We start from the raw sequence: 14,425 nt of genomic DNA, 5'->3' as shown, positions 1-14,425 counted from the left end.
GCGTTAGATCGACAGCCGCCCGCTTTGCGATCCGCGCTCGCGATAGGGGGTGGTGTTGTAATGCGCCCGGTAGCATTTTGAGAAATGGCTGGGCGAAGCAAAACCGCAGGCCAGCGCCACGTTGATCACGCTCATATCCGTCTGCATCAGCAGGTTGCGCGCTTTATGCAGGCGCAGCTCCATGTAGTACCGTTTGGGTGAGCGGCTCAGGTAGCGGCGGAAGAGACGTTCAAGCTGACGCGTCGACATGCCCACATCTTTGGCCAAGATTGAGGGTGAGATCGGTTCTTCCGTGTTTTTTTCCATCATCAGGATGACCTGGCTCAGCTTGGGGTGACGAACGCCAATACGGGTCGGCGTCGACAGGCGCTGTGTGTCCTGATCCGTGCGAATCGAGGAGTAAATCATCTGATCGGCGACGGCATTGGCGAGTTCTTCGCCGAAATCATCTGCGATCAGCTTCAGCATCAAATCGATTGAGGATGTGCCCCCAGCAGTTGTCATGCGATTGCCATCGATCAGAAATACCGATTTGGTCAATTCAACCGTGTCGAATTCTTCTGCGAAACTGTCAGCGTTCTCCCAGTGAATGGTCGCGCGTTTGTCATCCAGCAAACCTGCTTTGGCCAGCGTATAGGCTGCGGTACACAGACCACCGATTTTCAGGCCCTTGCGCGCCTCTCGGCGCAGCCAGCTTAGAACCTTTTTGGTGGTCGAGCTCTGAACATCAACGCCACCACACACCAAGATCACGTCGTCGCGGCGCAGCTCGCCAAGATCCGCATCAAGCTTGAATGTGGTTCCGGCCGAACACGACACCACCTCGCCGCCTTCGCCGACCAGCGACCAGGTGTAAATCTCTTTGCCTGCCATACGGTTGGCAATGCGCAGGCTGTCCAGCGCGGATGCAAAAGACAGCAACGAGAACTTGTCTAACAGTACGAATACGAAATTAACCGGCTTATCTGTGTCGCCGTCCACTGTGACAACTTGGCGTTGCTCTTGCATGGCTGTTGTTCCCCGAATCCACGACGGCTGCACCTAACGTCGCGCGTATTTTGCCAGACACCATGCTCAAAGCTTGTTTCCGACGTCAAGAGGCGCAAATGGGATATGGTCACTCTTCATTGCATTTTGTATAGAGACGACCTGAATACTATCAGCGGAGATCAAGGCTATGACCGAATGGCAGAAAACGAACTGGCGCAACAAGCCCCGGGTTCAGATGCCAGACTATACCGACGCGGCCGCCCTGGCCAAAGTCGAGGCGCAGCTTTCTCAGTATCCCCCGCTGGTCTTTGCCGGTGAGGCGCGGCGTCTCAAGCAACATCTAGGTGCCGCCGGTCGCGGCGAGGCTTTCCTGTTGCAGGGCGGGGATTGTGCTGAAAGCTTTGAACAATTCAGCGCGGATGCGATCCGTGACACCTTTAAGGTGATGCTGCAGATGGCGATGGTTCTGACCTATGGCGCCAAAGTGCCAGTGGTCAAAGTGGGCCGTATGGCGGGCCAGTTTGCCAAGCCGCGCAGCGCGCCGACCGAAGTTGTGGATGGGGTTGAGCTGCCCAGCTACCGCGGTGACATCATCAACGAGCTGGCCTTCACGCCCGAAGCGCGAATTCCGAATCCATCCAAGATGCTGCAGGCATACACACAGGCAGCGGCGACGCTCAACCTGCTGCGTGCGTTCTCGACCGGCGGTTTCGCGGATATGAGCCGCGTTCATGCTTGGACGTTGGGCTTCGCCGACGATCAGGACGTGCAGAAATATTCCGAGATTGCAGATCGCATTCAGGACAGCATCGACTTTATGGGCGCTGCCGGGATCACGGCGGATACGACGCATGAGTTTTCGACCGTCGAATTCTACACCAGCCACGAAGGGCTGTTGCTGGAATACGAAGAGGCGCTGACCCGTCTGGATTCAACCTCAGGCAACTGGTTGGCTGGCTCGGGTCATATGATCTGGATCGGTGACCGGACCCGTCAGCCCGATGGTGCGCATGTGGAATTCTGCCGCGGCGTTCAGAACCCGATTGGTCTGAAATGCGGCCCGACCACAAGTGCCGAAGACCTAAAGGTTCTGATGTCCAAGCTGAACCCGGAAAACGAAGAGGGTCGCCTGACCCTGATCGCGCGTTTCGGGGCCGGAAAGGCGGGCGAGCATCTGCCGCGTCTGGTCAAGGCCGTGAAGGAAGAGGGCGCCAAGGTCACCTGGGTCTGCGATCCGATGCATGGCAACACGATCAAGTCGGCCACGGGGTATAAGACACGTCCGTTTGACTCGGTCCTGCGCGAGGTGCGCGACTTCTTTGGCGTGCATCAGGCCGAAGGCACCATTCCCGGCGGTGTGCATTTCGAGATGACCGGACTGGATGTGACCGAATGCACTGGCGGCGTGCGGGCCGTGACCGAAGAGGACCTGTCGGATCGCTATCACACCGCGTGCGACCCGCGCCTGAACGCGTCGCAATCGCTCGAGCTGGCGTTCCTGGTCGCGGAAGAGCTGACCAATCTGCGCCGGAACGGTTCCAAGCGCGCGGCCAGCTGAATAAGGTAATCCAAGAACCGGAACGGCGGGCCAATGGCTCGCCGTTTTTTGTGGCGGCTAGTCGTCGCGTGAGACGACCAGCCGCAGATGACTTCTTCGGCCAAACTCGGTCTGATCTTCGGCAAAGCCTGCGGCCTCACGCTGAGGTTCGACCGGGCTGTGTAGATCGGAAACCTGCTTGATCCGCTGGTCTGAGATCGCAAAACGGCGCGGGGTCGACCCTATGGCACCATCGCTAAGCATCACGCCCAGCACACGGCTGACATCACCCAGATCGCTTCGCAAGGGCAGCAGGATCATCCGGGCTTGCATACGGGCGCGGCCAAATGCACCGCTGGATGTCAGTCCAAGCTCGGCTGTGGCGGGCGCGCTGAACACTTGTTCCAATGTCTCTTTGACTTTGGGTCGTGCTTCGGCCTCGAAGAACGCAGTCAGCGGCATGCCGCGCACTTCCATACCGGCAAGCTTATTCAGATGGCTTCCCGCTAATCGAAACCGGGCCAATCCAGGCGCGATGCGTTCCAGAATGAATGTGTATTCCAGCACATTTTCCAATCCGCGCGGATCGATTTGCGACCGCATGGGCACCCCGTCGCCGGACAGCAGCGCGGTCCAATACGCCTCGGCCTGACGGATCGGCGAAAGAGAACGTCCACTGTCAAAGCGATCCATTGCGACGATCTTTCCAAATTCTGACCCGGAATCAGTCCCGAAAAAGGTTTTCATTTCCATCACCCTAACGCCATTCAGCCGCTATTTTCTTAAAATGCAACGCATCCGGGGCATCTGCGGCCCGACAGCCTTTGCTTTGGCCAAATTGACACGGGTTAATACAATTTTGGAGGAATTCTTTAACGAATGGTTAACTTCTGCGGATGAATTGCAGCTTGAGCAAACTCTTGCCCTTGCCAGGCCAATGGCATTAGGTGCGGCAAGTGTTGAAAATGCGGAAAGCCAAAGAAAGGTCTGTCATGATCAAATCCATGACCGGGTTCGCCTCGGGGACAGGCGAGTTTGGCCCGCATAGCTGGACGTGGGAACTGCGCAGCGTCAACGGCAAGGGGCTGGACATGCGCATTCGCGTCCCGGATTGGCTGACCGGGCTTGAGGCCGGGTTGCGCGCCACCCTGTCCAAGTCTTTGAGCCGTGGCAACGTAACGCTTTCGATGCGCATTAGTCGGGACGAAACGCTTACCGAGCTCGCGTTGAATACAGCCGCGATGTCCGCCGCGCTGGAGGCGTTGCAGCAGACCCAGGACATGGCTGAGGCCAAAGGTATTGCGCTGACCCCATCCAAAGCGACGGATTTGCTAGGCCTGAAAGGCATGATGGATGCTGGATCTGACAGCGATGATCCAGCCCCTCTGGTCGCGCATCTGATAGAGGCGTTTCCCGCATTGCTGGGCGCGTTCCTGCAGATGCGCCAAACCGAAGGCGAGGCTTTGGCTGAGGTTTTGGCGACGCAGTTGGATCAGGTTGCGGCGCTGACCGCGCAAGCAGCTGATCTGGCCGAACAGCGCAAGGAGAAGATGGCCGAAGCCCTGCGAGAGAATCTGGCGCGGGTGATGGAGAATGCTCAGGGTGCCGACTCGGAACGGGTGGCACAGGAACTGGCGCTGATCGCGGTTAAGGCAGACGTGACCGAAGAGATCGATCGCCTGATCGCCCATGTAGCAGCCGCGCGTGATCTACTGGCTCAGGACGGGGCGGTGGGTCGTAAACTGGATTTCCTGATGCAGGAATTCAACCGCGAGGCAAACACCTTGTGTTCCAAGGCGCAAAGTACCGACCTGACCTCGGTTGGATTGGAACTAAAGGCTGTGATCGACCAGATGCGCGAGCAGGCACAGAATGTTGAATAATGATGGAACATATTGAAATGGCAGATCGGCGGGGCCTTCTTATCATCCTGTCTTCGCCTTCGGGCGCCGGCAAATCCACCTTGGCGCGGCGTTTGATGGCCTGGGATGAGGGGCTGGAATTTTCGATCTCGGCCACCACCCGCGCACCGCGTCCCGGCGAGCAGGATGGACGCGAGTATTATTTCCAGACCGAGGATGCGTTCAAACAGCAGGTCGCCGACGGCCAGATGCTGGAACACGCCCACGTCTTCGGGAATTTCTACGGCTCTCCGGCCGGACCGGTGCGCGAGTCGATCAACGCAGGTCGAGATGTTCTGTTTGACGTCGACTGGCAGGGTGAGGTTCAGATCCGCAATTCCGATCTTGGCAAACACGCCTTGTCGATCTTCATCCTGCCGCCCTCGATCCAGGAACTGCGCCGCCGTCTGGAAACCCGCGGCCAAGACAGCGACGATGTGATCGCCAAACGCATGCTCAAAAGCTGGGATGAGATCAGCCATTGGGGCTATTACGACTACGTTCTGGTCAATGACGATCTGGATGCGACCGAAGAAAAGCTGAAAACAATTGTCAGCGCCGAACGCATGCGCCGTATTCAGCAACCCAGGCTGCAAGACCACGTGCGCAAACTACAAAATGAATTCGAGGCCCTGTGATGCCAATCTATGCTTTGGGCAAAGACGCCCCCGAAATACACGAAGACACTTGGGTTGCACCGGACGCCAATCTGATCGGCAAAGTGGTTCTAGAGCAGGGCGCATCGGTTTGGTTCGGCTGCACCATCCGAGCGGACCACGAAGAAATTCGCGTCGGCGCTGGCAGCAATGTGCAGGAAAACTGCGTGATGCATATCGATGCGGGCTTTCCGCTGACCGTTGGGGCGAACTGCACCATTGGCCATAAGGTCATGCTGCACGGGTGCACTATTGGCGAAAACACCCTGATCGGTATGGGCGCGATTGTTCTGAACGGCGCAAAGATCGGCAAGAACTGCTTGATCGGGGCAGGCGCTTTGATCACTGAAAACAAAGAGATACCGGATAATTCTCTGGTAATGGGATCGCCCGGTAGGGTCGTGCGCCAACTGGACAACTCCGCAGCGCAGCGGATCACCTTCAGTGCGCAATACTATCAGGAAAACATGCGCAGGTTTCGTGAAACTCTAACGTCCGTGTCCTAACAGGCCGAAGCGAACAAGGTTACAGGCGATGTCAGAGGATTTACTTGCGGAAATTGTATCGGCCATTCCGATGCCGGCGCTGATGGTGGATCAGACTGAACGTATCATTGCAGCCAATACCGATGCGCGCACGCTTTTGGGCCAGAACATGTTGGGCCGACATTTTGCAACGATTCTGCGTCAGCCGCAGGTGATCGACGCGATGGAACAAAGCCTGCGCAGCAAAGGCCCGCGCAAGACCCGGCATCTGTCGAACGATGGTGCGCAGGACACGACATTCGAGATGCAGTGCCGCTATATGAACGGGATCGGCGCGGTCTCCGGGGGGGCGGTTCTGGCCGTATTTCAGGATATAACCCATTTGGAGCAAGCCAGTCAGATGCGGCGTGATTTCGTCGCTAATGTCAGCCATGAATTGCGCACGCCATTGACCGCTTTGATGGGCTTTATCGAAACCCTGCGCGGCCCGGCGCGCGAGGATGCAGCGGCGCGGGATCGGTTCTTGCAGATCATGACGGACGAGGCGAACCGGATGAACCGTCTGGTTGGTGATCTGTTATCGCTCAACCGTGTTGAAAGCGAAGAACGGGTGCGCCCGAAAGAACAGCTGGAGCTGAATGGCTTGCTGGAATCGACGCTGAATTCTCTGAAACCCTTGGCTGAAGATGCAGATGTTGTGCTGTCATTGACCGCGCCTGATGACCCGGTCTCGATCACTGGAGACAGCGATCAATTGCGGCAGGTTTTCACCAATCTGGTTGAAAACGCGATCAAATACGGCGGCAGCGGTGGCAGCGTCGAGGTTCGTATCGCACCGTCCGAGCGGGACACGGCAGTGCGTGGTCCGGCTGTGCGGGTACAGATCGTCGACAAAGGGCCGGGGATCGATTCGGTTCATTTGCCGCGACTGACAGAGCGATTCTATCGCGCCGACAGCCATCGCTCGCGGCAACTGGGCGGCACAGGTCTGGGGCTGGCGATTGTCAAACACATCGTCAACCGCCATCGGGGGCGGTTGCGGGTTGAAAGCGATCTCGGCAAAGGATCGGTCTTCACCGTTATTCTACCGCGATAGCGCGCACCGGGTTTACGGTGATCGATGGGTTCAACTCAGGGTGTAGTTTTCGCCTTTGTGCGAGGCGGATTTCAAATAAAACTTCAGCTGTCATAAAAGCGTTACAAACTTGTCACAAAAGCCTTACGCAGGACCCCTAGGGGTTCAGCCGAGATCATCATGGGGGTGATCAAACATTCCTTTTTCAGGGAGACTGTAATGTCCTTTGTAAAACTGTCGGCTTCTGCGCTGGCGATCGCTGCCGTTTCGGCCACTGCTGCTGCTGCTCGTGACAATGTTCAGGTTGCCGGTTCTTCGACCGTTCTGCCCTACGCGTCGATCGTTGCTGAACTGTTTGGTGAAAACACCGACTTCCCAACTCCTGTTGTTGAATCGGGCGGCTCTTCGGCTGGCCTCAAGCGCTTCTGTGAAGGCGTTGGCGAAAACACCATCGACGTCGCAAACGCGTCGCGCGCGATCCGCGAAAAAGAGATCAAAGCCTGTGCCGAAAACGGCGTGACCGACATCATGGAAGTCCGCATCGGTTATGATGGTATCGTGTTTGCAAGCCAGCAGTCTGGCCCCGCTTTCACCGCGTTCGAGCCCGCAGACATCTTCAACGCACTGGGCGCGAAGGTTCTGAAAGACGGCGCGATCGTTGACAACCCATACAACACCTGGGCCGAGTTCAACGGCGATCTGCCTGATGTTGAAATCGCAGGCTTCATCCCCGGCACCAAGCACGGCACACGTGAAGTGTTCGAAGAAAAAGTTCTGCTGATCGGCTGTGAAACAACTGGCGCTATGGAAGCAATGATCGCTGGCGGCATGAGCGAAGATGACGCAGAGGATGCCTGCTTGGCTGTTCGCACCGATGGCAAGTCTGTCGATATCGACGGCGACTACACCGAAACCCTGGCCCGTATCGACACCAACCCGAACGCTATCGGCATCTTTGGTCTGGCGTTCTACGAGAACAACACCGACAAGCTGAAAGTTGCGACCATGTCGGGTGTTGCACCGTCGACCGAGACCATCTCAACCGGTGAATACCCTGTGTCGCGCCCGCTGTTCTTCTACGTGAAGAAAGCCCATATCGGCGTCATTCCGGGCCTGAAAGAATATGCGCAGTTCTTTACAGCCGACGAAATCGCTGGCCCGTCCAGCCCGCTGGCGAACTACGGCCTGGTTGCGGACCCTGAGCTGGCAAAAACTCAGGACGCGATTGCCAACGAAGTCACCATGGGTTCGGGCAGCTAAGCGCGATCTGTGGATGAACAAACCGGGGCGGCGAATCTCGCCGTCCCTTTCTTTGACTTTGCCCAATCAGAAATTGTGGGGGTGTGATGCCGATAGTTTGGCTTACTCTGATCGTGTTTGCGATCGCTGTGCTCGGCTATATCCTTGGACGGTCCCGCGCCCTCCAGAGCGCAGGTGGCGACATAAGAGAATTGCATTCGCTGCCATCCTACTACGGCGCAAATGTACTTCTTAAGACGATTGTGCCAGCCTTTGGCATTCTGATCGTTTGGCTGCTGGTGCAGCCTATGTATGTGAATTCCAAGGTTTCTGGGATGATCCCTGAAACTGCCGTGAAAGAGGGATCTTCCCTTAGCCTAGTCATGGCCGAGGTGCGTCGTACCGCTGCTGGCCTGCAAGCGGCTGTAGCGCAGGGTAACCTGAGCGAAGCCTCCGCCAGTAGCCCCGCTGCTGACTTGGTTGCTGTGACGCAAAGTCTGAAAGATTCGGGTCAGGTGGTGACCTCCGATATTATCCAACCGGTTTTGAACGCCGCACAAAGCTATCGTGCACTGAATGCCGTCGGGTACGGCATAATGACTGTTGTCGTACTGATGGTGGCGGTGGTGGGGGCCGGGGCAGGTTGGTTGCAAACAAAGCCTGACTATCGCGCTCGCAACGTTGTTGAACAGGGCGTGCGATTTCTGCTTTTGGCTGCAGCCTCGATTGCCATTCTGACCACCGTAGGAATCGTTCTATCTCTGGTGTTCAATACGTGGGAGTTTTTCAAGCTCTACCCCGCGCCCGATTTCTTTTTTGGCCTGACTTGGTCGCCCAGTTTTTCTGGCCGTGGCGGTTTGTCGGAACTGGGCATCATCCCGCTGCTGTGGGGCACGCTCTATATATCCATCGTCGCCCTGCTGGTGGCTGTGCCCATCGGCTTGTTCGCCGCAATTTACCTCAGCGAATATGCCTCGCCTGCGGTACGGTCGATTGCCAAACCTATGCTTGAGGTGCTGGCCGGAATTCCAACAATTGTATACGGTCTGTTTGCTTTGCTGACGGTCGGTCCTTTGTTGCTGGACGTGTTCGGGGACAACGGGCTGGGCTGGATGAAAGCGGGCACCGCAGTGATGACAGCCGGTCTTGTCATGGGCATCATGCTGATCCCGTTTGTTTCTTCATTGTCCGACGACATCATCAACGCCGTGCCACAGGCGATGCGCGATGGCTCCTACGGGTTGGGTGCAACGCAGTCCGAAACCATCCGCCAGGTGGTTTTGCCCGCTGCGTTGCCCGGCATCGTCGGCGCGATCCTGCTGGCCGCGTCGCGTGCCATTGGTGAGACCATGATCGTGGTTCTGGGGGCAGGGGCCGCCGCAAGGCTCAGCCTAAACCCCTTTGAGGCCATGACAACCGTGACCGCGAAGATCGTCAGTCAGCTGACAGGTGACGCAGACTTCGCCTCACCCGAGGCACTGGTGGCCTTTGCCCTAGGCATGACGCTGTTCATCGTCACGCTTGGGCTGAACGTCTTTGCCCTTTACATCGTGCGCAAGTACCGGGAGCAGTACGAATGACCGACGCAAGCATGCAAAACCCAGAAACGGGTCGCCACGCTGTTTCCCTGACTGCGTATGATGCGCGGACCCGCAAACGCGCCAAGGCAGAAAAACGGTTTCGCGCCTATGGCATCGTCGCGATTGCGACCGGTCTGTTCTTCCTGATCGTCCTGTTCGCCTCGATCCTGTCCGAGGGTATTCCGGCCTTCACCCGGACCGTTGTAAGCGTTGATTTCACCCTGACCCAGCAAGAGCAGGAAGAAGCAGAAGGCACGCTGTTCAAGACTAAAGCCTACTCGGACCTGTTCATCGCGGCCCTGAACAAAGAGCTTGATGAAAGCGGTCTTGAGGTTGATTTCGACGAAGCCGCGATTGAGCGTCTGCTTGGTAAGGTTGGCGGAACCATCCGAACCTTCTATGCAAACAACCCGGACAAATTGGGTGAACCGATCGAGTTTGATCTGACCGCCTCCAGCCGCGTCGATGGTTACTACAAAGGCCGTGTATCGCGCGACACGATTCAGGACAGTCGCTTCTTGCAGAAAAGCGACCTGGATCTGGTGGATGCGCTGCAAGAGGCCGGCATCATCAAACAGGTCTTCAACTGGCCCTTCATCACCGGGGCAGACTCGGGCGTGGACAACCCCGGCGGTGCCGGGATCGGTGCCTCGGTCGTGGGCTCATTCTTCATGATGCTGGTTGTGCTGGGCCTGTCGCTGCCCATCGGTGTGGCCGCGTCGATCTATCTGGAAGAATTCGCGCCACAGAACAGATTTACGGACTTGATCGAGGTGAATATCTCGAACTTGGCCGCGGTTCCGTCGATCGTGTTTGGTATCCTTGGTCTGGCCGTCTTCATCCAGTTCATGCACCTGCCGCAATCCGCGCCGCTGGTTGGCGGGCTGGTGTTGACGCTGATGACCCTGCCGACCATCATCATCTCAACCCGTGCATCGCTGAAGGCGGTTCCGCCGTCGATCCGCGATGCGGCGCTTGGGGTAGGGGCCTCGAAAATGCAGGCGGTATTCCATCACGTATTGCCTCTGGCCGCGCCCGGTATCCTGACCGGAACCATCATCGGTCTGGCTCAGGCGTTGGGTGAAACCGCCCCTCTGCTGCTGATCGGCATGGTGGGCTTTGTCGCCCGTGGTTACCCGGATGGCTTCATCGCCGGGTTTACCGAGCCGAATTCGGCCATGCCCGCCCAAATCTACACCTGGGCTGCACGGGCTGATGTGGGTTTTTATGAAAAAGCCTGGGGCGGGATCATCATCCTTTTGATTTTCCTGCTGACTATGAACATCATCGCAATCATTCTGCGCCGCCGCTTTGAACGCCGCTGGTAAGAAGGGCAGACCCATGAACGACATGTCACGAGTGGAGAGACAAGTGGATACCAATGAAATCAAGCTGGAGTGCCGGGACTGCCAGGTCTTTTACGGTGACACCCACGCCATCAAAGATGTGAATGTCGATATCGAAGACAAGACTGTCACGGCTTTCATCGGCCCGTCGGGCTGCGGTAAATCCACGTTCCTGCGCTGTCTGAATCGGATGAACGATACAATCGATATCGCGCGGGTGAAGGGCAGCTTTAAGCTGGATGGCGAAGATATTTATGACAAGCGCGTTGACCCTGTTCAGCTGCGTGCAAAGGTCGGCATGGTGTTCCAGAAACCGAACCCGTTTCCGAAATCGATCTACGACAACGTCGCTTACGGCCCGCGCATTCATGGATTGGCCAAGAACAAAGCTGAACTGGATGAGATCGTTGAGAAATCTCTGCGCCGAGGTGCGATTTGGGATGAGGTCAAGGATCGTTTGGATTCGCCCGGCACCGGTCTGTCAGGTGGGCAGCAGCAGCGCCTGTGTATTGCCCGCGCCGTTGCAACAGAACCCGAAGTTCTGCTGATGGACGAGCCATGCTCGGCACTGGATCCGATCGCCACGGCCCAGGTCGAGGAATTGATTGACGAGCTGCGCGCGCAATATTCGGTGGTCATCGTGACCCACTCGATGCAGCAGGCCGCACGGGTAAGCCAGAAAACCGCCTTCTTCCATCTCGGCAATCTGGTCGAATTCGGCGAAACCGGAACGATCTTTACCAACCCCGTAGACCCGCGCACGGAAAGCTACATCACCGGCCGCATCGGCTGAGCACAGGTATTCAGATATGACCGAAATGAGCGAACAACATATTGCATCTGCCTTCGACCGCGACCTTGAGGCGATCCAAGCGCATATCATGAAGATGGGCGGGCTGGTTGAAGCCGCCATCATGAGTGCGGCCCGGTCCCTTGAATCCCGCGACGTGGAGCTGGCGCAAGAGGTGCGCGATGGCGACAAGGCCATCGATGCGCTGGAAGAGGTGATCGACGAAGAGACAGCGCGCCTGATCGCGCTGCGCGCGCCAACCGCCAGCGACCTTCGCCTTGTGCTGTCGGTTCTGAAAGTATCGGGCAACCTTGAGCGGATTGGCGACTATGCCAAGAATATCGCCAAACGCACCACGGTTCTGGTCGATGCCGGTGAGATCAACGGCAGTGCCGCCGCATTGCGCCGCATGGCGCGCGAGGTTGAACTGATGCTGCGTGATGCGCTGGATGCTTATATCCAGCGCGATGCTGAACTTGCCACTGACGTCATCAATCGTGATGAGGAAGTCGATCAGATGTATAACGGCTTGTTCCGCGAGTTTCTGACCTTCATGGCCGAGGACCCGCGCAACATCTCGGCCTGTATGCACCTGCATTTCATCGCCAAGAACATCGAACGCATGGGCGACCATGTAACCTCAATTGCCGAACAGGTGGTGTATCTGGTCACGGGTGAGCGTCCGGCGGATGCCCGACCCAAGGCCGATAACACGTCGCAAACCGTCTAGGAGACGCAGATCATGTCCGCAGATCAGCCGACTGTCCTGGTTGTCGAGGATGAATTGGCCCAGCGTGAAGTGCTGGCCTATAATCTTGAGGCCGAAGGCTTTCGGGTCTCAAAAGCGGCCAGCGGCGATGAAGCATTGTTGCTGGTCGACGAAGATTGCCCTGATATCATCGTGCTGGATTGGATGATGCCCAATCTCAGCGGGATCGAGGTTTGCCGGCGTTTGAAAACGCGGCCCGATACCCGTTCGATCCCGATCATCATGCTGTCGGCGCGTTCGGAAGAGGTGGACAAGGTGCGCGGGCTGGAAACAGGTGCGGATGACTACGTGGTCAAGCCATACTCGGTGGTCGAGCTGATGGCGCGTGTGCGCACCCAACTGCGCCGTGTACGTCCGGCGACGGTCGGGATTCTGTTGGAATTTGACGATATCATCCTGGACTCGGAAACGCATAAGGTAAGCCGCGACAGCAAACCGCTGAAACTGGGCCCGACCGAATTCCGCCTGCTAAGCACTTTCATGGAAAAGCCCGGCCGCGTCTGGAGCCGTGAGCAATTGCTGGATCGGGTCTGGGGACGCGATATCTATGTCGATACGCGAACCGTAGACGTGCATATCGGACGGCTTCGCAAAGCACTGACGCAGCATGGTGGCGAAGACCCGGTGCGCACCGTGCGTGGTGCCGGATACGCCTTGGGCTAAAGCCAGGGGCAGGGGGCGCGGGGTCGTTCACGCCGCTTTGTCCTTGATTGTCACAATGTGCCAAACTCCTGTTGTTGTTTGCGTCGGACCCGCGCTAGGGTTCGGCAAAATTGATCCAATGGAGAAGCACAATGAACGCGCCTCAGACGAAACCGACCTTGCGGGCAAAGGATGCTCCAGATTTGGGTAAATTTTCGTGGGAGGATCCGTTCCGCCTGACCGACCAGTTGCACGAAGACGAACGGATGATCACTGACAGCGCACGCGCTTATGCGCAGGAAAAGCTGCAACCGCGTGTGACCCAAGCCTATCAGAACGAAGAAACCGACCCCGAGATTTTCCGTGAAATGGGGGAAATGGGCCTGCTGGGCACAACCATTCCCGAAGAATATGGCGGTCTGGGTGGCAACTACGTCTCGTACGGTTTGGTCGCGCGCGAGATTGAGCGGGTGGATTCCGGTTATCGTTCGATGATGTCGGTGCAAAGCTCTCTGGTCATGTATCCGATCTACGCCTATGGCAGCGAAGATCAGCGCCGGAAATACCTGCCGAAATTGGCCTCGGGTGAATGGATTGGCTGCTTTGGCCTGACCGAACCGGATGCTGGGTCGGACCCGGCGGGTATGAAAACCCGGGCCGAGAAGATCGACGGCGGCTACCGTTTGACCGGTAGCAAGATGTGGATATCAAACGCCCCGATAGCGGATGTGTTTGTCGTCTGGGCCAAGTCTGATGCCCATGACGGTAAGATCCGGGGCTTTGTTCTGGACAAAGGCCTCAAAGGTCTGAGTGCGCCTAAGATTGAAAACAAACTGAGCCTGCGCGCATCCGTTACCGGTGAGATTGTGATGGACGGCGTCGAAGTGGGCGAGGGTGCCTTGCTGCCGCATGTTCAAGGCCTGAAAGGCCCATTCGGCTGTTTAAACCGCGCGCGCTATGGCATCAGCTGGGGCGTCATGGGGGCTGCAGAAAGCTGCTGGCATGCGGCATTGCAATATGGTCTGGACCGCAAACAGTTTGACAAACCTCTGGCGCAAACTCAGCTGTTCCAGCGCAAACTGGCCGATATGCAGACCGAAATTGCCTTGGGTCTACAAGCCAGCCTGCGTGTCGGGCGTTTGTTGGATCAGGCTGAGGCCGCGCCCGAGATGATTTCAATCATCAAACGCAATAACTGCGGTAAAGCGCTCGACATTGCGCGCATGGCGCGTGACATGCATGGCGGCAACGGTATCTCGCTGGAGTTCCACGTGATCCGCCACATGGTCAATCTAGAGACTGTGAACACGTATGAGGGCACACATGATGTCCATGCGCTGATCCTTGGACGCGCGCAAACTGGGCTGCAGGCGTTCTACTGAAAGCACCTGAAATCGGGCCACCATGCGGTTGGA

At 57.3% G+C, this 14,425-nt stretch carries 14 protein-coding genes; 12 read left to right on the top strand and 2 right to left on the bottom strand.

The window, feature by feature from the left end:
- Positions 1-3 precede the first annotated feature (3 nt).
- Positions 4-1,008: a GlxA family transcriptional regulator gene (locus ACR0EL_RS03875; protein ID WP_353007634.1), complete on the bottom strand. Its 1,005-nt coding sequence runs from the start codon at positions 1,006-1,008 to the stop codon at positions 4-6.
- Positions 1,009-1,177: 169 nt separating this feature from the next.
- Between ACR0EL_RS03875 and ACR0EL_RS03870 the strand changes: the two genes are divergently transcribed.
- On the top strand, positions 1,178-2,548 hold the full coding sequence (locus tag ACR0EL_RS03870; protein ID WP_480498332.1) for a class II 3-deoxy-7-phosphoheptulonate synthase: 1,371 nt from the start codon (positions 1,178-1,180) through the stop codon (positions 2,546-2,548).
- A 57-nt stretch (positions 2,549-2,605) separates the two neighbouring features.
- On the opposite strand, the gene ACR0EL_RS03865 is transcribed toward ACR0EL_RS03870, so the two are convergent.
- A complete protein-coding gene (locus ACR0EL_RS03865; protein ID WP_480498330.1) occupies positions 2,606-3,274 on the bottom strand; it encodes a PAS domain-containing protein in 669 nt (222 codons plus the stop codon).
- Between the two features lie 245 nt (positions 3,275-3,519).
- Between ACR0EL_RS03865 and ACR0EL_RS03860 the strand changes: the two genes are divergently transcribed.
- From ACR0EL_RS03860 to ACR0EL_RS03810, 11 genes are all read left to right on the top strand, one after another.
- The gene (locus tag ACR0EL_RS03860) at positions 3,520-4,410 is read left to right on the top strand and encodes a YicC/YloC family endoribonuclease (protein WP_480498328.1); all 891 of its coding nucleotides are present in this window, start codon (positions 3,520-3,522) and stop codon (positions 4,408-4,410) included.
- Positions 4,411-4,427: 17 nt separating this feature from the next.
- Entirely contained in the window at positions 4,428-5,066 is a 639-nt protein-coding gene (gene gmk, locus ACR0EL_RS03855) for a guanylate kinase (RefSeq protein WP_170537043.1), read from the top strand.
- Positions 5,066-5,590: a gamma carbonic anhydrase family protein gene (locus ACR0EL_RS03850; RefSeq protein WP_480498326.1), complete on the top strand. Its 525-nt coding sequence runs from the start codon at positions 5,066-5,068 to the stop codon at positions 5,588-5,590. The genes gmk and ACR0EL_RS03850 overlap by 1 nt, the downstream gene beginning before the upstream one ends.
- A 28-nt stretch (positions 5,591-5,618) precedes the next feature.
- Positions 5,619-6,665 carry a sensor histidine kinase gene (locus ACR0EL_RS03845; RefSeq protein WP_170536724.1) on the top strand — a complete coding sequence of 349 codons (1,047 nt, stop codon included), beginning with the start codon at positions 5,619-5,621 and terminating at the stop codon, positions 6,663-6,665.
- A gap of 198 nt (positions 6,666-6,863) precedes the next feature.
- Entirely contained in the window at positions 6,864-7,904 is a 1,041-nt protein-coding gene (locus ACR0EL_RS03840) for a substrate-binding domain-containing protein (RefSeq protein WP_480498324.1), read from the top strand.
- Positions 7,905-7,990: 86 nt separating this feature from the next.
- Entirely contained in the window at positions 7,991-9,463 is a 1,473-nt protein-coding gene (pstC, locus tag ACR0EL_RS03835; protein WP_480498322.1) for a phosphate ABC transporter permease subunit PstC, read from the top strand.
- Positions 9,460-10,791 carry a phosphate ABC transporter permease PstA gene (gene pstA, locus ACR0EL_RS03830; RefSeq protein WP_480498320.1) on the top strand — a complete coding sequence of 444 codons (1,332 nt, stop codon included), beginning with the start codon at positions 9,460-9,462 and terminating at the stop codon, positions 10,789-10,791. Before pstC ends, pstA begins: the two co-directional genes overlap by 4 nt.
- A 13-nt stretch (positions 10,792-10,804) precedes the next feature.
- Positions 10,805-11,602 carry a phosphate ABC transporter ATP-binding protein PstB gene (pstB, locus tag ACR0EL_RS03825; RefSeq protein WP_353007616.1) on the top strand — a complete coding sequence of 266 codons (798 nt, stop codon included), beginning with the start codon at positions 10,805-10,807 and terminating at the stop codon, positions 11,600-11,602.
- A gap of 25 nt (positions 11,603-11,627) precedes the next feature.
- A complete protein-coding gene (phoU, locus tag ACR0EL_RS03820) occupies positions 11,628-12,329 on the top strand; it encodes a phosphate signaling complex protein PhoU (protein WP_480498432.1) in 702 nt (233 codons plus the stop codon).
- 12 nt (positions 12,330-12,341) lie between these two features.
- A complete protein-coding gene (phoB, locus tag ACR0EL_RS03815) occupies positions 12,342-13,031 on the top strand; it encodes a phosphate regulon transcriptional regulator PhoB (protein WP_170536733.1) in 690 nt (229 codons plus the stop codon).
- 131 nt (positions 13,032-13,162) lie between these two features.
- Positions 13,163-14,392 (top strand): acyl-CoA dehydrogenase, encoded by a 1,230-nt coding sequence (locus ACR0EL_RS03810; RefSeq protein WP_480498318.1) that lies wholly within the window; start codon positions 13,163-13,165, stop codon positions 14,390-14,392.
- The last annotated feature ends 33 nt before the right edge of the window (positions 14,393-14,425 follow it).

The sequence above is a fragment of the Ruegeria sp. AH12 genome (assembly GCF_056541465.1).
This window is presented reverse-complemented; position numbering and strand designations above follow the sequence as displayed.